The organism is Butyrivibrio sp. AE3003 (assembly GCF_000686065.1).
In the GTDB taxonomy this organism is placed as follows: domain Bacteria; phylum Bacillota; class Clostridia; order Lachnospirales; family Lachnospiraceae; genus Butyrivibrio; species Butyrivibrio hungatei_A.
The window spans coordinates 495139-513258 of record NZ_JMLX01000001.1; the positions used below are offsets into that span (position 1 = coordinate 495139).

General features: G+C 40.2%; 20 protein-coding genes and 1 riboswitch. Of the genes, 15 read left to right on the top strand and 5 right to left on the bottom strand.

The features are described 5' to 3' along the window. Positions 1 to 33 precede the first annotated feature (33 nt). Both CD00_RS0102430 and CD00_RS0102435 read right to left on the bottom strand, forming a co-directional pair. Positions 34 to 1074, bottom strand: coding sequence for a GGDEF domain-containing protein (locus CD00_RS0102430; RefSeq protein WP_026654451.1), 1041 nt, complete (start codon positions 1072 to 1074; stop codon positions 34 to 36). A 201-nt stretch (positions 1075 to 1275) separates the two neighbouring features. Next, positions 1276 to 2739 (bottom strand): sensor domain-containing diguanylate cyclase, encoded by a 1464-nt coding sequence (locus CD00_RS0102435; RefSeq protein ID WP_026654452.1) that lies wholly within the window; start codon positions 2737 to 2739, stop codon positions 1276 to 1278. 174 nt (positions 2740 to 2913) lie between these two features. On the opposite strand from CD00_RS0102435, the gene CD00_RS0102440 reads away from it, so the two are divergent. From CD00_RS0102440 to CD00_RS19030, 7 genes are all read left to right on the top strand, one after another. Beyond that, positions 2914 to 3363, top strand: a complete 450-nt coding sequence (locus tag CD00_RS0102440; protein WP_026654453.1) for an NfeD family protein — start codon at positions 2914 to 2916, stop codon at positions 3361 to 3363. 22 nt (positions 3364 to 3385) lie between these two features. Next, the gene (locus CD00_RS0102445) at positions 3386 to 4300 is read left to right on the top strand and encodes an SPFH domain-containing protein (RefSeq protein WP_026654454.1); all 915 of its coding nucleotides are present in this window, start codon (positions 3386 to 3388) and stop codon (positions 4298 to 4300) included. A gap of 1 nt (position 4301) precedes the next feature. After that, on the top strand, positions 4302 to 6086 hold the full coding sequence (locus CD00_RS16925) for an ABC transporter ATP-binding protein (protein ID WP_034461931.1): 1785 nt from the start codon (positions 4302 to 4304) through the stop codon (positions 6084 to 6086). Positions 6087 to 6173: 87 nt separating this feature from the next. Next, on the top strand, positions 6174 to 7310 hold the full coding sequence (locus CD00_RS16930) for an ABC transporter transmembrane domain-containing protein (RefSeq protein ID WP_255346790.1): 1137 nt from the start codon (positions 6174 to 6176) through the stop codon (positions 7308 to 7310). Next, positions 7291 to 7893 (top strand): ABC transporter ATP-binding protein, encoded by a 603-nt coding sequence (locus tag CD00_RS20855; RefSeq protein WP_255346791.1) that lies wholly within the window; start codon positions 7291 to 7293, stop codon positions 7891 to 7893. The genes CD00_RS16930 and CD00_RS20855 overlap by 20 nt, the downstream gene beginning before the upstream one ends. Further along, positions 7890 to 8522: a metallophosphoesterase family protein gene (locus CD00_RS16935; protein WP_051594057.1), complete on the top strand. Its 633-nt coding sequence runs from the start codon at positions 7890 to 7892 to the stop codon at positions 8520 to 8522. Before CD00_RS20855 ends, CD00_RS16935 begins: the two co-directional genes overlap by 4 nt. A 79-nt stretch (positions 8523 to 8601) precedes the next feature. After that, positions 8602 to 8784 (top strand): hypothetical protein, encoded by a 183-nt coding sequence (locus tag CD00_RS19030; protein ID WP_051594058.1) that lies wholly within the window; start codon positions 8602 to 8604, stop codon positions 8782 to 8784. On the opposite strand, the gene CD00_RS0102465 is transcribed toward CD00_RS19030, so the two are convergent. Next, positions 8781 to 9170: a hypothetical protein gene (locus CD00_RS0102465; protein ID WP_026654456.1), complete on the bottom strand. Its 390-nt coding sequence runs from the start codon at positions 9168 to 9170 to the stop codon at positions 8781 to 8783. The genes CD00_RS19030 and CD00_RS0102465 overlap by 4 nt on opposite strands. A gap of 277 nt (positions 9171 to 9447) precedes the next feature. Here CD00_RS0102465 and CD00_RS0102470 point away from each other — a divergent pair, with 277 nt between their 5' ends. Continuing rightward, positions 9448 to 10491, top strand: a complete 1044-nt coding sequence (locus CD00_RS0102470; RefSeq protein ID WP_026654457.1) for an SseB family protein — start codon at positions 9448 to 9450, stop codon at positions 10489 to 10491. Between the two features lie 79 nt (positions 10492 to 10570). On the opposite strand, the gene CD00_RS0102475 is transcribed toward CD00_RS0102470, so the two are convergent. Beyond that, positions 10571 to 10897 (bottom strand): hypothetical protein, encoded by a 327-nt coding sequence (locus CD00_RS0102475; RefSeq protein WP_026654458.1) that lies wholly within the window; start codon positions 10895 to 10897, stop codon positions 10571 to 10573. Positions 10898 to 11105: 208 nt separating this feature from the next. Then, a riboswitch (cyclic di-GMP riboswitch) is annotated at positions 11106 to 11192 on the top strand. 68 nt (positions 11193 to 11260) lie between these two features. Here CD00_RS0102475 and CD00_RS0102480 point away from each other — a divergent pair. The 3 genes from CD00_RS0102480 to groL all read left to right on the top strand — a co-directional run bounded on the left by CD00_RS0102480 (position 11261) and on the right by groL (position 14058). After that, positions 11261 to 11926 carry a hypothetical protein gene (locus CD00_RS0102480; RefSeq protein ID WP_026654459.1) on the top strand — a complete coding sequence of 222 codons (666 nt, stop codon included), beginning with the start codon at positions 11261 to 11263 and terminating at the stop codon, positions 11924 to 11926. Positions 11927 to 12125: 199 nt separating this feature from the next. Then, positions 12126 to 12410: a co-chaperone GroES gene (locus CD00_RS0102485; RefSeq protein ID WP_026654460.1), complete on the top strand. Its 285-nt coding sequence runs from the start codon at positions 12126 to 12128 to the stop codon at positions 12408 to 12410. 25 nt (positions 12411 to 12435) lie between these two features. Continuing rightward, complete coding sequence (gene groL / locus CD00_RS0102490; RefSeq protein WP_026654461.1) at positions 12436 to 14058, top strand: chaperonin GroEL; 1623 nt, start codon at positions 12436 to 12438, stop codon at positions 14056 to 14058. A 301-nt stretch (positions 14059 to 14359) separates the two neighbouring features. Here the strand turns inward: groL and CD00_RS16940 are convergent, their stop codons facing one another. Then, entirely contained in the window at positions 14360 to 15007 is a 648-nt protein-coding gene (locus CD00_RS16940; protein ID WP_242827228.1) for a peptidoglycan recognition protein family protein, read from the bottom strand. Between the two features lie 700 nt (positions 15008 to 15707). On the opposite strand from CD00_RS16940, the gene CD00_RS20060 reads away from it, so the two are divergent. The 4 genes from CD00_RS20060 (at position 15708) to CD00_RS0102515 (ending at position 18104) form a co-directional block, all read left to right on the top strand. Further along, positions 15708 to 15854 (top strand): hypothetical protein, encoded by a 147-nt coding sequence (locus CD00_RS20060; RefSeq protein WP_185750378.1) that lies wholly within the window; start codon positions 15708 to 15710, stop codon positions 15852 to 15854. After that, entirely contained in the window at positions 15817 to 16425 is a 609-nt protein-coding gene (locus tag CD00_RS0102500) for a queuosine precursor transporter (protein ID WP_026654462.1), read from the top strand. Before CD00_RS20060 ends, CD00_RS0102500 begins: the two co-directional genes overlap by 38 nt. Continuing rightward, the gene (locus CD00_RS16945) at positions 16422 to 17171 is read left to right on the top strand and encodes a hypothetical protein (protein ID WP_051594059.1); all 750 of its coding nucleotides are present in this window, start codon (positions 16422 to 16424) and stop codon (positions 17169 to 17171) included. The genes CD00_RS0102500 and CD00_RS16945 overlap by 4 nt, the downstream gene beginning before the upstream one ends. Before the next feature lie 582 nt (positions 17172 to 17753). Beyond that, positions 17754 to 18104: a hypothetical protein gene (locus tag CD00_RS0102515; protein ID WP_026654463.1), complete on the top strand. Its 351-nt coding sequence runs from the start codon at positions 17754 to 17756 to the stop codon at positions 18102 to 18104. The last annotated feature ends 16 nt before the right edge of the window (positions 18105 to 18120 follow it).

The following is an 18120-nucleotide window of genomic DNA, read 5'->3' on the forward strand; positions in this document are numbered from 1 at the left end:
ACGTTGATTTTGCAGGCGTGATTTTTATAATGATTATTTGATCATATCGGGATAGTTATAATAGAATTCTTCGTTGAATTCCTGTTCGTACTTGTTTGCGTATTTCATAGCACTGTGCAAAGCGCCGTCTGTGTTGTCTGTGTAGTATCCGACTGTGAAATAGAGCCACTCGGGATCGCTTGCAAGATCTTTTAAGTTCTCAATTTTTTCCTCAAATTCATCTTCGGTACAGGTTGTTGATATGATCGCAAACTCGTCACCTGATGAGCGGTAGATATAATCGTTCTGGAATACCTCTTTTAGAACTTTTCCGGCCTCTTTAAGAAGAGCATTTCCTACATCATGACCCTTTTTCTCATTGACGGTCTTAAGTGTGTTGAGATAGCAGAATGCAACGCTGAACGGAGCAGGAGCAAGCTTTAACTGTGCTGACAGCTCATCGACCATATTATTCATGGCTGTTCTGTTATATACGCCTGTTCTTGAATCAATAAGGCTAAGGCTTCTTAATCTTTCTATAAGGAGATGGTGGGCTGCTTCTGATGAAACAAATATAGACATAAGAGTTATAGCCTCTTTTATAGTGTCGATGATCGATGTATCAAAGTTTGTGAGATACATATAGCCGATTATTGTATTCTGATGAATGAAAGGAACAAGGCATAGCGATTCAACTCCGTTTTCTTTAAGGGTTTCTACCCATTTCGGAGAGCGCTTTGCATAATATTCCATGTCGTCGCTGTTTTTTATTATGATAGAATCGTTTTCCAGGATCATTTCTTCCCAGGATTCAACTATTTCATAGGGAATTTTGTCAAAAACATTCTGAAGGACAATCTCATTGTTTCTCACACTTTCGCCAATAACGTCAAATCTGTAAAGGTCTCTTGAAATAGTCATGATGCATGAAGCATAGGAATTGGTGAATTCTCTGAGATCTTTTGCAACGTTATTCATGCTTGAGCGAAAATCTTCGCCTTTGCGCATGTGAAGACAAGTCTTTATTATGAATGCCGAGATATCGGCCGGTAATTCTTTTTCTTCAAAATGATCAAATAATGTGTCGAGTGACATTGTATACCTCCAAAATGCTTTCTGCCGCGTCCCTGCGGAGCTTATAAGGAAGTGCAGATTAAATCAATATTCCTTATATATATTATCCTTAAAACGATGAATAATCAAACAATAAAGTGTGAAAAATAATAAATAAAAAATTAAGGAATTGCATATATATCGGGCTTTTAGGAGGGATTTATCAAATGCGTATCAAAATGTTCAGCGTCTCATGTCGGGATGTCTTTTATAGAATTCGTTTTTGTCCTGATACATTCGCTCGTCTGCGTATCTCATTGCAAGCTCTAAAGGGCCTGAACCGCCATCGTGATAGTATCCTACTGCAAAGCACAGTTTGTTGGGATCGCTGGTGAGCTCGCGTAGTTTCTTTATCTTTTCCTCAAATTCGCGCTCGGTACTGTGCGTAGAGATAATAGAAAACTCGTCGCCACCTGCCCTGTAGATATTATCATCTTTAAAGATGTCCTTAAGGATATCGGCTGCGGCGGCAATAAGCTTATCACCGGCATCGTGTCCCTGATTGTCGTTTACTATCTTAAGACCGTTGATATCGCAAAAAGCAACAGAGAACGGCATTGGATTAAATTTGAATTTGATCGAAAATTCTTCAACATCGGCATTCATGCAGTTTCTGTTCTTTACACCCGTAAGAATATCTATATTGCTAAGGTATTCGAGTCTTTCAAGGAACAGATGGTTTGCAACCTCGGCTGATAAAAAGAATGATAAGAGCTCGAGCATTTCTTTGGCTTTTGTCATTATACGGGCATCAAAGTTAGAAATATACAAATAACCAATAATGGAGTTTTGGCGCAAAAAAGGTACGAGACAAAGATTGAACACATTACTGGCCCTTAGTGTTTTTACCCACGCAGGTGCTTGTGTCTCATAGTAGTTTAGATCGTCTTCGTTTTTTATGATTATCGCATTTGTGTGCTTAAGCAGCATTTCCCAGCTGGCAACCGTAGAGAAAGGAATATGAGAGAAGATTTCTTTTATACTTACATTATCCATCGTGGAGCCGCTGATAACTTCGTATTTTTTAAGGTCACTCTGGTATGACATTACGCTCGCACCATAGGCACCTGTATACTCTCTGATGTAATCCGTAACAAGCTGCATACTGGAATAGAAATCATTTTCACTTTGGAGCTCGAGACAGGCTTTAATGATAAAAGAAGCAATATCGGGAGATACTGCGGAAAACTTATTTACATCCATCTCTTTGTTGAGGGTGTATATAAAAAGGCAATAAGCAACATCCGGATCTTTTTCGTCATCGCTTACAGCGACAGGGAGGAAGAAGTCTTCGGTCCAGTAGCCGTACATTTTGGTTGTATCTACATAAGTATGGAGAGGTTCTTTTTTCCAGGCAGATTTATAGCAGGCATCCTCGAATTTGGGTTCTTTTTGCACGTTTATTGTGTAAAGAGCGCCTTCTACCTTGGATTCGACTTCTTTTTTCTTTTCATCAAGATCTTTGTTGTTGGATACTTCGTCCTGAAAAAAAATAGCAAGACAGTCATCAGTGAATGAATCATTTATGACAAAATAGCGCAATTCGGCACAGTTACCGTGTTCGTCTCTTTTTATCGATAAAACGGTTGCAGAAAGAGGTATAGAATTTACTGCCACTTTAAGCTTGGAATAAAGATCACGATTCATATGCAAATGTCCTTTCCTCTCTATATATGATAACCGCGATTTAAATAATAATCAAATGATATAGCGATAAAAAATCAATAAACCAATTAAGACATATAATGGTTAATATATAAATAGCTTTTTTGCCTAAAAAACTGTATAATACGAGTAATACTAGGGAGGAAGGGGGCATCTATGGATTTTATTTCTACACCGGCCGGTTATTGGCTGATAATCACTGTTGTTTTTGCATTAATTGAACTTGCAACCGTAGGACTTGTGACAATTTGGTTCGCGGCAGGCAGTTTTGTAGCGATGATACTTGCGCTCGTGGGGGCAGGTATTCCGGTTCAGATTGCTGTTTTTGTGCTTGTTTCAGTCATATGCATTGCGGCGGTAAGACCTCTTGCAACCAAGCATTTTAATAACAAGCTGACCAAGACCAATATTGATTCGGTTATCGGAAAGAAACTGATCGTAAAGACCAGGATCGATAATATGAATGAGAGCGGTAAGGTTGAGCTTGAGGGCTCAATATGGCTTGCAAGGTCGGTTGATGACGACACTGTTATTTCCGAAGGAGAGGAAGTTGTCGTTGAGAAGATCGTCGGAAATAAGCTGATGGTAAAAAAAGTAACTGATTAAAAAATAAGGAGAGGACATAATTATGGCAGTGGTATCTATTGTAATCGTTCTTGTGATAATTTTGCTTGCGGCAAATATCAGGATCGTGCCTCAGGCACATTCATTCATAGTTGAGAGACTCGGAGCTTACAAGGAGACTTGGGATGTAGGTCTTCACATTAAGGTTCCGTTTATAGACAGAGTGGCAAGACAGGTTGACTTAAAGGAACAGTATTGTGATTTCCCGCCTCAGCCCGTTATCACTCAGGATAACGTAACAATGCAGATTGATTCAATCGTATTCTTCAGAATTTCAGACCCTATGGCTTTTGCATACGGTGTAAGAAATCCTATCGGAGCTATCGAGAACCTTACTGCAACAACACTTCGTAACGTTATCGGTTCACTTACACTTGATGAGACACTTACATCAAGAGACCAGATCAACGCACAGATGCAGGATGCGCTTGATATCGCAACAGATCCTTGGGGAATCAAGATCACAAGAGTTGAGCTTAAGAATATCAATCCTCCCGAGCAGATCCGTGACGCAATGGAGAAGCAGATGAAGGCTGAGCGTGAAAAGAGAGAGAAGATTCTTTTTGCAGAAGGTGAGAAGCAGTCACAGATCACTGTTGCAGAAGGTGAGAAGCAGAGTAAGATTCTTCAGGCCGAAGCTGATAAGCAGGCTACAATCCTCAGAGCTGAAGCTGAGAGAGAAAAGAGAATCCGTGAGGCTGAAGGTCAGGCTGAGGCTATCAAGAATATCCAGCAGGCTAATGCAGAGGGTATCAAGATGCTCAAGGAAGCCGGAGCAGATGAGTCTGTTCTTACACTTAAGAGCCTTGAGGCATTTGAGAAGGCTGCTGACGGACAGGCAACTAAGATAATCGTTCCTTCAAGTATTCAGAGTGTAGCCGGACTTGCGGGATCATTAAAAGAAATTGTAAAAGGATAATATGATTATTTTTTATTTTCTTGAGGGATGCTTGTTTCTATATTTTGTAAGTATATTCTTTTCAGTCATTGTGACTGTTTTGGACTTTTTGGGCCCTAAGATAATTCAATATACTGTTGATTATTGTATTGCGGACACTGCCTTGGAAAAGGGCAGTGTTCCGTTATTAATGGAAACACTGGTCGAAAAGGTCGGAGGAAGAGAGTTTCTGCGTGAACATCTTATATATGTCGCGGCTGTGGTTGCAGCTATAGCGGTTGCCGCAGCAATCTTCAGGTATCTGATGAAACTCATAAACTCCTACGCTGCGGAGAAATTCGTTCGCAGAATGAGAGACAAGCTTTTTGAACATATTATGGAGCTGCCTTTTTCATGGCACAGCGAGAATCACACAGGTGATATCATTCAGCGCTGCACTTCTGATGTGGACACGGTAAAGATGTTTATTTCGGAGCAGCTTCATTCTCTGGTAAGGATAATAATCAGGATAGTGGTCGCGGTTTATTTCATGCTAGGCATAAATAAGACCATGACACTTATTTCTGCGACGTTTATTCCTGTCATAGTTTTGTATTCATGCTATTTTCACAACAAAATAAGAGCAGGTTTCGAGAAGGCTGACGCCGAAGAGGGAAGGCTTTCGGCTACCGCACAGGAGAATCTTACGGGTGTCAGAGTCGTAAGGGCTTTTGGGAGAGAGAAGTACGAAAGAGACCGCTTTGAAAAAAGAAATCATGATTACACCAATCTCTGGATAAAGCTTATAAATATTTTGGCGGCATTCTGGGCTTCAAATGACCTTATTTCCGGACTTCAGGTCATGATGATCACGATTTTCGGCGCAGTATTCTGCGTAAGAAGCTATATTACTGTCGGCGAATATATTGCTTTTGTCGCTTATAATGCGATGCTTACCTGGCCCGTAAGGGCTCTGGGAAGGATAATTTCCGAGATGAGTAAGGCGAGAGTTGCCATAGACCGTATCGGTTACATCATAAACTCTGAAGCTGAGAAAGACAGCGAAAATGCGACTGAGCCCGATATGCGCGGAGATATCAGATTCGAGAATGTTTCATACAGATATGAGAACGGTTCGGATGAAGTTGTAAATAACGTGAGTTTTACAATAAAGGCAGGAACAACAGTCGGAATTCTGGGCGGAACCGGCTCGGGAAAATCAACTCTTATGTATCTTTTGGACAGGCTTTACAAGCTGCCTGAAGAAAACGGAAGTATTTATATAGGAGATATGAATATAGCCGATATCAAAGCGAAGTATTTAAGGAAGAACATAGGACTTGTGCTTCAGGAACCTTTTCTTTTCTCCGGAACTCTTTCAGAAAACATTGGAATAACCAAGAAGGATCCGGATATGAAGGAGATAAGGGAAGCTGCTAGGATAGCGGCGCTTGATGATACGATTCTTTCTTTTAACAAGGGATATGACACCTATGTGGGAGAGCGTGGCGTCACCCTTTCCGGTGGCCAGAAACAGAGAACGGCGATAGCACAGATGCTTCTGTCAAAGCCTCCGATCATGGTGTTTGACGATTCGCTGTCAGCGGTTGATACGGAGACTGACATCAAGATAAGAAAAGCGCTGTCCGAAAACTCAGGGGATTCCACGGTTATAATCATTTCTCACAGAATAACAACACTTATGCACGCCGATAAGATAATCGTGCTTGATAAAGGCAATCTTGTTCAGATGGGAGATCATGACAGCCTTATCAGGCAGGATGGAATGTACAAAAAAATCTACGAAATACAGACGCAGGGAATATGAACGAAGAAAAAAAACGTAAAGCTGCCATTTTTTGGCATACCAAAACTATATCCGTACATTAAGCCTTATCTCAAAAAGATTTTGCTCATGATCTTTTTGGGTGTGATAAGTTCGCTTTTTGACTCAGTATATCCGATATTTAACAGATATGCGCTGGATAATTTTGTGGTAAAAAACACTTTGAAGGGACTTCCCGCTTTCATAATTCTCTATGTGGTCGTGCTGATCGTTCAGGTTGTCGATAATTTCGTTACCTGCGCACTGTGCGGACAGGTGGAGATGTGTATGGACAGGGACCTTAGAAATGCCTCTTTTAACCATCTCCAGGAGCTGTCGTTTGACTACTTTAACAGAAATAATGTCGGATATATACATGCGCGTGTTATGAGTGATACGGGTAAAATAGGCGTTATGGTGGCATGGAGGATGATGGATGTCATCTGGAACGGCTCTTATATCCTGTGGGTTTTTGTGATGATGACCATATTAAATCCAAGGCTTGCGGCTTATGTGCTCGTAATGGTGCCGATCGCTGCGGTGATTGCAATTTATTTCCAGAAGAGACTTCTTGTTCTTAACAGAAAGATCAGGGAGATAAATTCGACCATAACCGGTAATTTCAACGAGGGGATCACAGGTGCGAAGGCGATAAAGTCACTTGTCGTTGAAGGTAAGATTACAGACGATTTTGAAAAAGATACCGAGAAAATGAGAAGGGAATCGGTTCATTCCACGCATTATTCGGCTCTTTTTTCATCACTTATAACGATGCTTTCCACACTTTCGCTTGCGCTTATTCTCTGGAAGGGTGGAAAACTGTCAACCGAAGGATTTATGCAGATCGGAACGCTGACTGTGTTTATCTCATATGCACTTGGTCTTCTTGAGCCTGTGCAGAATGTCATTGTCACAATATCTGAGATGATCGCGGTACAGGTAAATGTGGAGAGACTTTTTAAACTCTTGGAGACGGAATCCGATGTTTCCGATTCGAAAGAAGTAATAGAGAAGTACGGTGATACTTTTAATCCCAAGAAAGAAAACTGGGAACCTCTGGTAGGAGATATTGAGTTTAAGGATGTGTCTTTCAGATATCCTGACGGAGATGAATATGTTCTTGAGAATTTTAATCTAAAGGTGCCGAAGGGAACAAATGTGGCGATAGTCGGCGAGACAGGTGCGGGTAAGTCTACGCTTGTCAATCTTGTCTGCAGATTTTTTTAAACCCACCAAAGGTCAGATTCTTATTGACGGACGTGACGCTGCGGAGAGGTCGCTTCTGTGGCTTCACAGTAATCTGGGATATGTGCTTCAGACTCCGCATCTGTTTTCGGGTTCTGTCAGAGACAATCTCAGGTATGGTAAGGCAGATGCGACGGATGAAGAGATTATGGAGGCGTTAAGGCTTGTATCTGCCGAGGATATAATCAAAAAGATGGAGAAGGGCCTTGACAGTGACGTCGGCGAGGACGGAGGCATGTTGTCAACGGGAGAGAAGCAGCTGCTTTCTTTTGCGAGGGCTATACTTGCAGATCCCAAGATACTTATATTGGATGAGGCAACGTCTTCGATAGATACTGTTACGGAGAGGGCTATACAGGACGCTATAGTCACTGTTACCAAGGGCAGAACCTCTTTTGTTATAGCACATAGGCTGTCAACTATCGTAGATGCTGATATAATATTGGTAGTAAGAGACGGTAAGATTACTGAAAGAGGAAAACACAAGGAATTGATGGCGCTGAAGGGGTATTATTACGATCTCTTTACAAGACAGTTTGATGAACGGAGTTTTAGTCTTATATGATGGATATTGCGGTATTTGCCGATATACACGGCAATCATTCTGCGTTGCAGGCTTGCATTGATTATACGATGGAGAGAGGAATAACGAATTTCATACTCTTGGGGGATTATGTGTCGGATTGCCCGTATCCTCAGAAGACAATGGAACTTATTTATGTTCTCAAGCAGTACTTTAATACCTGCATAATCCGCGGAAACAGAGAAGAGTACCTTCTTAACTACAAGAAAAGAGGCGGAGAAGGCTGGAAAGCCGGATCTTCGAGCGGAAGTCTTCTTTATACTTATAATAATCTTACGGAGAAAGATTTTGATTTTTTTGCTTCGCTTCAGAATCAGGGAATATATGAGATGCCGGGAATGCCGAAATTTCAGTATTGTCATGGTTCGCCCGAGAATACCAGTGAGGTGCTTATCAGAGAAAAGAGAAATACGAAGAGGATACTTGCGCATATGAACACGTCGCTCCTTCTTCACGGGCATGTGCATATTCAGGATGCATATGTTTACAGAGGGAAAAAAAACGGTAGGACCCGGATCTATAGGTATTCCGTGGTTCCATGGAGGAAAGACGCAGTTCTGCATTCTTCACGGAAACGGGAAGACATGGGAAGAAGAGCTTATTCAGCTTGAATATAACAGGAAAGAAATTTTAAAGGAATTTAAGGAGTCGGGCCTTTGCAATATTGCACCTGCCTGGGCCGCACTTGCGATGCACACGATAAGGACGGGAGTAGATCTTACTGAAACAGTTATGCTCCGCGCCATGCGATTGTGCGAGCAGGAGCGCGGAGCAGTTAAATGGCCGGATATTCCGGAAAAGTACTGGGCTATAGCTCTTAAAGAGAACTATATCGATCTTGCGGGAAAAGAGATTCCGCATAAAACAAATTAAGTTGTTGTATCAATTGATACAGATGTGTCGGCGGCAGTAGTTTTACTGCCGTCTTTTTCATATTGTTTAAGCTGGTTATCAAGCCAGTTTGATTTGAATTTCTCGTATTTGTCTGCAGTAACTTTGCTTGTGTCTTTGGTATTTGATGTAGAAGTTACTTTCTTTGAATCTGTAGCCTTGTCGGGATCTGAAACAGAAACGTTTGCAGTGCTTCCTGTTTCGCGATATGCATCAAGTGCTGCCTGATTGCCGACTTTTTTCACATATGATTTCATAAGCGACCTGTAAGAGCCGTTTTTTATGCTTGAATAATCCGAAATAAGATTGCTCATATCGGACATGTAATTGTATGAGCCCGATAGACTGTTAAATATATTTGTGCTCATAACATTGCCCTCCTTGTACATGCGATACATCTGTAAACTCAAAACATCCATGTTTTGAAAGCGACATTTTCTTAACAGTATTATGTAATATAAGTGCTGTGGATGCAATTTATTTATTATTAAAAGAGTATGAAATAATTATGGCAGGTTTTAAGAGGGCTAATTATTGCTATAAGAGGGCGCACATGGTAAGATGTTAATAGGAAGTTTATATAATTAATTTCCTAATAACGTAGCAGAAGAAACAGCAAAAGACAAAAGGGATATTTTTTTATTAATGACAAGAGAAGAGAGAACACAGCATGCACATGCCATAAGTGACAGGTATGTGCCAAGGATAAGTCCGGATGAAACAGAAACCATGAAGGAGATTAAAAAGCTCCCGATCCAGGATATTATTACGATTCATTCAAATGCGTGTTATGCAGTCGAAAAGGGATTATTTGTAGGTATAAGCAAGGATACCTTAAAGAAGAAGGATGCGCACGCAGTCAGATTTGTTAAGGCAATAGACGTACTTAAGAAGATCATAATAGAAAGGCTTAAGTCAGCGGAATGTCTTTGGACGGTTACAGACAGGATAACTCATTCGCCGTTTATCGATGACGGAAACAGGGTCTGGGTTTTTACGGAAAGAGAGTATGCCGATGAATGTGTCGGTTACTTTATGAAACAGTTCAGAACAACATTTGAAGTAACTGAAATACCTCACAGCGATCTGTTCAGATTCTTTGGTATCTCGGCTTATATGCGCGGAGTAGCGGTTTTTCAGGTAGATATCCTAGCATATTCTGCGATATCTATTAAGAGCGAAGAAATAATCCCGGCGCCGGATTTTAGCAAGACGCCTGCAATAAACCGTCCCGTGATGAATCCGGATTTTTTCCGCTCGGTGGCAAAGTTCCAGGAAGAGCGCCTTTACAGTGCCGATTATGACGGGAAAAAAGAAATGCTTAAGAAGCTTGAAGAAGATATAGTCAAAACATTTCGAAGTGCTTCGTTTCTGGTGCCTGTCAAAGGGATGGACCAGATTGCCAAAAGAATTGATGCAAAGGGTTCGGTGAAAAAGGGGACAAAGATTTCCATTCCCTGCCTTTCCAAAGGAAGCGGAAAGAATGAAACTAACGCAACTCCGGTATTTACCGACTGGGATGAATTTAATAAGGTTTATTCCCAGGAAGAGTGGGGCGGCTGGATCTGGAAAGCATCGGATCTTATGGGCGCGCCTGAAGATATGATTGTTGTTAATTCGGGATCGCTTGGCTTTGAGATGTCCAAGGGCATGATCAGAAAAATGCTCGGACGAAAGAAACTTATGTAAATATTTTAGGTATATAAAACCTCCTGTCATTAGAAGTTGGCAGGAGGTATTATTATGAGCTTTTTTGATGTTTTGACATTCAATTTTGGGAATGCTTTGTATCCGGACTTTCATCTTCGGTATCATTCGTAAGAAGCGTGTTTTTCATATATGAATAGTTGATGAGCCTCTCGGCATACTGCTCCGCGATATTATATGCAAAAGATATCTTTCGGATATTTGAATCAATATCGTGCATTGTTATGTTGATCTTGGCTGCCATCATGCGTACGTAGCTTTTGTTGGCGGGATCAAGCTCCATTTTTTCGAACTTTGTCAGGAGTTCGTTGATCTCTTTTCTGCAGCTCTCAAGTTCTTTTTTATGCGATGTAAGTTCATCATTGATGAATATTATTTTAGTTTCCATAGCATTTTCCAATCTTAGAGACGAAGTTTCTCTACATTTTTGTAAAATATATGTTAATAAAATGATTATAAATAATTTTTTCGAATGATGCAAGAGTTTGTGCCATAAAAGTGGATTATAAGGCTGGAATATTTGCAAATAAAGGAGAATGCCTGACATGGAGTGGCTGAGATTGATAATATTTTACAGTTATGTTAAAATTAACATATATAAAACAGGGCAAACATATAGCAATGTATGGGCGCAAAGTCGTAAATCTTTTATATTTATATAAAGAGATGGTTTGACTGCAAAATAGCGGGTTGATCTGCTGTTTGTGCGGTCTTTTTTGTTAGTTGGGGTTTTTGAAAGGGAGTTGGTTGTATGAAAAAAAGAATTTTGACATGTTTAATGGCAACAGTGCTGATGTTCGCACTTTCCGGATGTGATGAGCTACCTGAAATAGAGGGACTGCCCGAAATCGAGGGATTACCGGATATAGAGGAAGTATCCGATATAGGTGAATTTGTTGAGTCTTTTATCAATGATGAAAAGGACATTGACATAGAAGGGTTATTTAGTGAAAGCAGCTCGGAAGAATCATCCGATGGAGCTTCGGGAGAAGAATCGGCTACGGAAGCAACTTCCGAGGAACCTGAGCTTCCTGCCGGTTCTTTTGAATACAACGGAAAAGTTGCTTCAATAAATGATGATATTGAAACGATACTGAGCGTTATCAGTACGGAAGATAATCAGACGGGCGATAATTCCGGAAATATCTATTATATTGATACCGATAGAATGATTCTTTTCACTGAAGAGGTCGATGGGGTTAAAAAGCCTGCACAGCTTACGGTTCATGATGAGAACTTAAAGACTTCCAAAGGCATTTCCGTCGGAAGTACGGAAGAAGAATTAAGAGCCGCTTACGGAGAGCCTTCAAGTGAAGCTGATGAGGGAAGCCATATCATGAATTATGATTTCAAGGACTGCGGAATCACGTTTGCAGTGGATGATAAGATTGTTGCGATTACGTATTTTAAGCCATAAAAAAGTATATGATGCAAAAGAGAGAAAAAAAGAGAATATGAAAGAAAAAACGCGAATATAATAAATATGGTATTATATTCGCGTTTGCACATATAAAGCGAAGTCACTAATATATGTTCTTAGAGGTTAGCACTCAACTTAAAAGAGTGCTAACAATTAAAAAGATTATTCAAACCATCATATAAAGGAGGCATTTGTAATGAAATTACAACCACTTGCAGACAGAGTTGTATTAAAGCAGCTTGAAGCAGAAGAGACAACAAAATCAGGAATCGTACTTCCCGGAGCAGAGAAGGAGAAGCCTCAGCAGGCAGAAGTTATCGCTGTCGGACCCGGTGGAGTAGTTGACGGTAAAGAAGTTACTATGCAGGTTAAGAAGGGTGACAATGTTATCTATTCAAAATATGCCGGAACAGAAGTAAAGCTTGATGATGTAACATATATTATTGTTAAGCAGAACGATATACTTGCTATCATTAAATAATCAAACACATTCGGAGGATAAATAAATGGCAAAGACAATTAAGTACGGCGCAGACGCCCGCACAGCTATGGTGGAAGGCGTTAATAAGCTTGCAGATACAGTCAGAGTTACAATCGGACCTAAGGGTAGAAACGTAGTTCTTGATAAATCATACGGTGCACCTACAATCACAAACGACGGTGTTACAATTGCAAAAGAGATCGAGCTTGAAGATGCTTATGAGAACATGGGCGCTCAGCTTGTAAAAGAAGTTGCTACAAAGACAAACGATGTAGCAGGTGACGGAACAACAACAGCTACAGTTCTTGCACAGGCAATGATCAATGAAGGTGTTAAGAATCTTGCTGCAGGTGCTAACCCCATCGTACTCAGAAAGGGTATGAAGAAGGCTACAGAGTGCGCTGTAGAAGCAATCGGAAAGATGGCTACAAAGGTTAAGGGCAAGGATCAGATCATGAGAGTTGCCGCTGTTTCATCTGGAGATGATGAAGTAGGACAGATGATCGCTGACGCTATGGAGAAGGTTTCAAACGACGGCGTTATCACAATCGAAGAGTCAAAGACAATGCAGACTGAGCTTGACCTTGTAGAAGGAATGCAGTTTGACAGAGGATATATCTCAGCTTACATGGCTACAGATATGGACAAGATGGAAGCAAATCTTGAAGATCCTTATGTTCTTATCACAGATAAGAAGATTTCAAACATTCAGGATATCCTCCCTCTTCTTGAGCAGATCGTTAAGACAGGATCTAAGCTCCTTATCATTGCCGAGGATGTAGACGGTGAGGCTCTTACAACACTTATCGTTAACAAGCTTCGCGGAACATTCAATGTAGTAGCGGTTAAGGCTCCCGGATACGGTGACAGAAGAAAAGCTATGCTTGAGGATATCGCAATCCTTACAGGTGGTAAGGTTATTTCTTCAGACCTTGGCCTTGAGCTTAAGGATACAACACTTGATGACCTCGGAAGAGCTAAGAGCATCAAGGTAGAAAAAGAGAAGACAACAATCGTTGACGGTCTTGGAGAGAAAGATGAGATCGCAGCAAGAGTTGCTCAGATCAAGAAGCAGATTGAAGATACAACATCTGATTTCGATAAAGAGAAACTTCAGGAGAGACTTGCTAAGCTTGCAGGCGGCGTAGCCGTTATCAGAGTAGGTGCTGCAACTGAGACTGAAATGAAAGAAGCTAAGTACAGAATGGAAGATGCTCTCAATGCTACAAGAGCGGCAGTAGAAGAAGGTATCATCTTCGGTGGTGGATCAGCTTATATCCATGCATCTAAGGAAGTTGAGAAACTTGCTGCAAGCCTTGAGGGAGATGAGAAGACAGGTGCAAATGTAGTTCTTAAGGCACTTGAGGCTCCTCTTTTCCACATCGCTAACAACGCAGGTCTTGACGGATCTGTTATAGTTAACAAGGTTAAAGAGAGCAAAGTCGGCGTAGGCTTCAATGCATACTCAGAAGAGTACGTAGACATGGTTAAGGACGGAATCATCGATCCTGCCAAGGTTACAAGAAGCGCTATCCAGAACGCTACATCCGTTGCATCAAGCTTCCTTACAACAGAAGCAGCCGTAGCAACAATCAAAGAACCCGCTCCCGCAATGCCCGCTGGGGGCCCCGGTATGGGGATGATGTAAGCGATAACGAGCAAAACTCGCCAAGCACATAATCAATCGCCACGTAGTGGTCAAAATAAAAAAGAGAACTGCCCTCAAGCTTGCTTGAAAGGGCAGTTCTCTTTTTTATTTTGAAAAGCTCCGAAGGAGCGTGATTGATTATGCGCTTGGCAGAGCTTTGCGACAACGGACGACAAGAGAAAAACACCACATCGTACTGATTATTTATAAGCAATGTACGATGTGGTGCTTTTTTCTTGTATGGGCGCTCGCACTATGCCATCATCGCATAACCGCTCGCAATTCCCCAACTCACTCTCTTTTAATAATAAATCTCTTCATACTCCTCAACCGGTGTCTCATACGAATACTCTATATATTCCGCATTATCTGCATAATAATCATTAGATTCACTATAATCTACATCCTCACTATTCTCCGCAGAATAATCTTCAGTATCATCTTCAGTATCATCACTATCATCCAGACCATAATTTATGTCGTCTTCAGATGCATGCTTGGGATATGTACTTGTAACTTCTTTTCCCTCTTCGGCAGCCTTTAGATCTGCCTTAAACTGATCCCACTTTTCCGGATTTTTTACATAATACATCGGACACTCTTTTCCGGTAACTTCGTAATGCCTTATAACATGGTCCGTACTGAGATTAAATGTTGCTCTGAGCCAGTTTACGAGCTTTATCAGAGACTGGTAAGACTCATCTGTAAATTCGCCTGTGACATCCGGGTGGCATACCTCAATAGAAATGGTGTCTTTGTTTCTGTCATTACTTGAAGCGGACTTTTCAGTGAGAGGAACGCACATTATTATCTCGCCATCCATTCCTACAACAAAATGTGAGCATACATCTGAATCCTGCTGGTTGTAGAAATCTCTGTTTTGCTGTGCGGTAGTCCTTGGGTTACCGACATAATGGATTACAATGTCATTTATACCTTCAAGAATCACACCACTTCTTGATGGGTTGCCTTGATCTATAAGTTGAACATCTATCCAAGATGGAATTTTTGTCTCTGCAGCAATCTCAACGTTACTTTTTTTGGATAAAATCAGGAATGCCTGTGCTCCGAGTGATATCAGTATGATTAATTCTATAAAAAGAAAAATTACATTTTTTTTGAGTTTGTTTTTCCTTTTTGGAGCAGTTTTTTTTGTTTGGTTCCGTTGCCTTATATTTTTACTTTCGTTAAAATTTATTATGCGATTGTTCGGCATGAATTGTGCCGGTTGTGCTGCCATGTGTCTGTTCATATCTTTATACTTTCTTTTGCTGTAATAGATTGAATAAATATGTTAAAGGGGGGTTATTGTTTAGTAATAGTGTATTAACACTCCTAGTACACTTATACCATGTTTTAGAAATAGTGTCAATGATTATCATTAAGAAAAATAATATACGAAATAAAACACGTCTTGACACCGCCCAAAACTCGTAGTACTATACCCAAGGTCATATCAGTAATGACCCGACAGTTCGTTTGCACCATCCTGTCGTTAAACAAAACCAGGGCTGATTGGAAATAACATGTATTATCATGCATTCTGATAGCTCTGCGTACATTCGCAGAGCTTTTTCTGTTTTTGTTTCTGATTTTCCCTGCGCAATTATTTGATACAAACTTTTATTATTAAAGAAAGGTCATAGAAAATGAATTTATTACTGGGCATATTGGAACTTATCGTATGTTTTTCGGGAGTCCTTGTAATGGACAAGCTTTTTGGAAAGTGGGGGCTCTATACATGGATGGCACTTGCAGTTGTTTTTTGCAAATATTCAGGTTTCCAAGCAGGTTGATATCGGCGGTATCTCAACGGCTCTTGGAAATGTCATGTTTGCTTCGACATACCTTACGACAGATATTCTCAATGAGAAGTACAGTGACAAAGCAAGCAAGAATGCTGTGAAGATCGCGGCGGCAGCGCTCATTGCCTATATTATCTTTGCAATATTCACACAGCTTTTTGTTCCGAATTCATATGATACGGTAGATGGTGCCATGAAAAGCATTTTTGCTATGTCTGTGAGAATTACGACAGCGTCCGGAGTAATGTTTGTGTTATCAAACTGGGTGGACGTTATTCTTTATCAGAAGATTAAGCAGAAGACAGGTGGAAAATATATGTGGTTCAGAAATAACATCTCTACCATCCTTTGCAACTGCGCTGAGAACTTCGGATTTTCAATACTTGCATTTATCGGAACATTTCCGCTTTTATATTGTCTCGAAGTTGCTCTTGCGGGATCTGTTATAGAGATGCTTATCGCGGCCTGCGATACACCGTTTTTGTACCTAGCGGGATATCTTAACCGCAAAAGTGGAATTCTTTTGGAAAAAGATGATGACGAGCAGGAGGCAGTTGCATGATCTACGATCTTGTACGCTATCAGCTTGTAGATGAAAACACGAGCTCTATGAAAAGAGAAAATGTATTATTGGTATCTCTTGGCTGTTCTTGGGGAAAATGTACTTTTTGCGATTATCAGGATGATAAATCCTCGTCAGTCCTTGCATGTGATTCGGTAAATAAAAAAGTACTCGCTCAGGTAAAAGGAGCGGAAGTGGGGGCATCGGTTCTTGAAGTTACCTGTTCGGCGTCATATACCGAGCTTCCGTTTACTACGATCAACTACATCAGGGAAACTTGCAGGGATAAGGGAATTAAGACAGTTATCCTTGAAGGACATTATATTTATAGAGATGCAAATCGCTTTTTCACCGAGTTTTTTAAGCAGTATGGTATTAATACGGTTTTTCGCTGCGGCGTTGAAACCTTCGATGAGCATATCAGAGAAGATATTCTGCATAAAGGACTTCCGGGCGTTACACCTGAGCAGATAGCACAGCATTTTCAATGGATCAATATTATGTTCGGGATGGAAGGTCAGACTATCGAACAGCTCAAAAAAGATATTGAGATAGGACTGAAGTATTTTGACCGAGTTAATCTAAGTATATATACAACGGTAAAGAACGGGCCTGAGCGTGATGTTGACGCGATAGAAAGATTCTATAACAGCGATTTCTACAAAGAACTTAAAATGAATCCTGCAATTGATATCTACGATGAATGGGATGAAGGGAACGAGCACAAAGTGGGGCATGATATATAGATGATAGAGCCGCTCTATCAACAAACGGAGATAACTCATATGAGCTGTCTCCGTTTTGTTTACAGTTTACTTTAATTATTATTTTTTGTGATGCTATCAAAGATTTTTTGAATCTCGTCTTTGGGAAAGTCGGGGATCGAAGCCGCAATAACGTCCAAAGAGATAGTAAATATGGTTATGATATAACCAATCTATCTGACGAACAGCGATAATTGGTATTTTAAGGCTATAGTGGATTTTGAAAATTGTATTGTTTTGAAAAACTATGCATATTGAGAATGCATATTTACACACTTTGGGGAATATTGCTGTGATATAATTAAAGGCGTATAGATTTAGCATTGATTCAATTATAGTTAATGATAATAAAAGCAGGGGGAAGGGTAGTGCAACATTTTTTCTGAAATGATAAAAGTTTTATTGGAAAAACGACTGATTCCAACAGTATTTGCTTTAGTTGCAGGTGCACTTACTTATGCATTCACTCCAGAATCGTATTGGTTGATTGTCAAATTGGGGAAAAATATTTTTATTCTTGTTTGAGTAGGAATTATTTTTTTATTTATTACACTGATTCAGTTTATGGCTAAAAAGATAATATATAGGGTTAAAGATTACATTGAAGACAAAACTTATAACGAGAAACAAATGAATGAAGCAGTCCAAAGGCTTTGGGATTATATGGATAGGTTAAGTGCTGATGAATTAGGGTTTATTAGAAAATTTATAGATAATGGCAATAATCCAATTTATGAACCGGTAGGAAGATATTTCGCATTTGTTGATGCATATTATAATAGTAGACCGGTGGTTATAAAACGACAGGTGAGATCCGAAAATGCATTTATGGAACAGTGTGTATTAGATACAAAGTTTTATAATCTACTTAAGTATTCATTAAAGAAATATAATAAAATAAATCATTTTGAATAAAAAGATACTTTGAAGA

What these genes read in the sequence shown, in the direction of transcription:
- CD00_RS0102480 (WP_026654459.1), top strand. Translation starts at nt 11,261, where the DNA reads ATGAAAAAAAGAATTTTGACATGTTTAATGGCAACAGTGCTGATGTTC.
- CD00_RS16935 (WP_051594057.1), top strand. Translation starts at nt 7,890, where the DNA reads ATGATGGATATTGCGGTATTTGCCGATATACACGGCAATCATTCTGCG.
- CD00_RS16930 (WP_255346790.1), top strand. Translation starts at nt 6,174, where the DNA reads ATGATCTTTTTGGGTGTGATAAGTTCGCTTTTTGACTCAGTATATCCG.
- CD00_RS0102445 (WP_026654454.1), top strand. Translation starts at nt 3,386, where the DNA reads ATGGCAGTGGTATCTATTGTAATCGTTCTTGTGATAATTTTGCTTGCG.
- CD00_RS16925 (WP_034461931.1), top strand. Translation starts at nt 4,302, where the DNA reads ATGATTATTTTTTATTTTCTTGAGGGATGCTTGTTTCTATATTTTGTA.
- CD00_RS0102435 (WP_026654452.1), bottom strand. Translation starts at nt 2,739, where the DNA reads ATGAATCGTGATCTTTATTCCAAGCTTAAAGTGGCAGTAAATTCTATA.
- CD00_RS0102470 (WP_026654457.1), top strand. Translation starts at nt 9,448, where the DNA reads ATGACAAGAGAAGAGAGAACACAGCATGCACATGCCATAAGTGACAGG.
- CD00_RS0102485 (WP_026654460.1), top strand. Translation starts at nt 12,126, where the DNA reads ATGAAATTACAACCACTTGCAGACAGAGTTGTATTAAAGCAGCTTGAA.
- CD00_RS0102515 (WP_026654463.1), top strand. Translation starts at nt 17,754, where the DNA reads ATGGCTAAAAAGATAATATATAGGGTTAAAGATTACATTGAAGACAAA.
- CD00_RS0102475 (WP_026654458.1), bottom strand. Translation starts at nt 10,897, where the DNA reads ATGGAAACTAAAATAATATTCATCAATGATGAACTTACATCGCATAAA.
- CD00_RS0102465 (WP_026654456.1), bottom strand. Translation starts at nt 9,170, where the DNA reads ATGAGCACAAATATATTTAACAGTCTATCGGGCTCATACAATTACATG.
- CD00_RS0102430 (WP_026654451.1), bottom strand. Translation starts at nt 1,074, where the DNA reads ATGTCACTCGACACATTATTTGATCATTTTGAAGAAAAAGAATTACCG.
- CD00_RS16945 (WP_051594059.1), top strand. Translation starts at nt 16,422, where the DNA reads ATGATCTACGATCTTGTACGCTATCAGCTTGTAGATGAAAACACGAGC.
- CD00_RS20060 (WP_185750378.1), top strand. Translation starts at nt 15,708, where the DNA reads ATGAATTTATTACTGGGCATATTGGAACTTATCGTATGTTTTTCGGGA.
- CD00_RS0102440 (WP_026654453.1), top strand. Translation starts at nt 2,914, where the DNA reads ATGGATTTTATTTCTACACCGGCCGGTTATTGGCTGATAATCACTGTT.
- CD00_RS19030 (WP_051594058.1), top strand. Translation starts at nt 8,602, where the DNA reads ATGCACACGATAAGGACGGGAGTAGATCTTACTGAAACAGTTATGCTC.
- groL (WP_026654461.1), top strand. Translation starts at nt 12,436, where the DNA reads ATGGCAAAGACAATTAAGTACGGCGCAGACGCCCGCACAGCTATGGTG.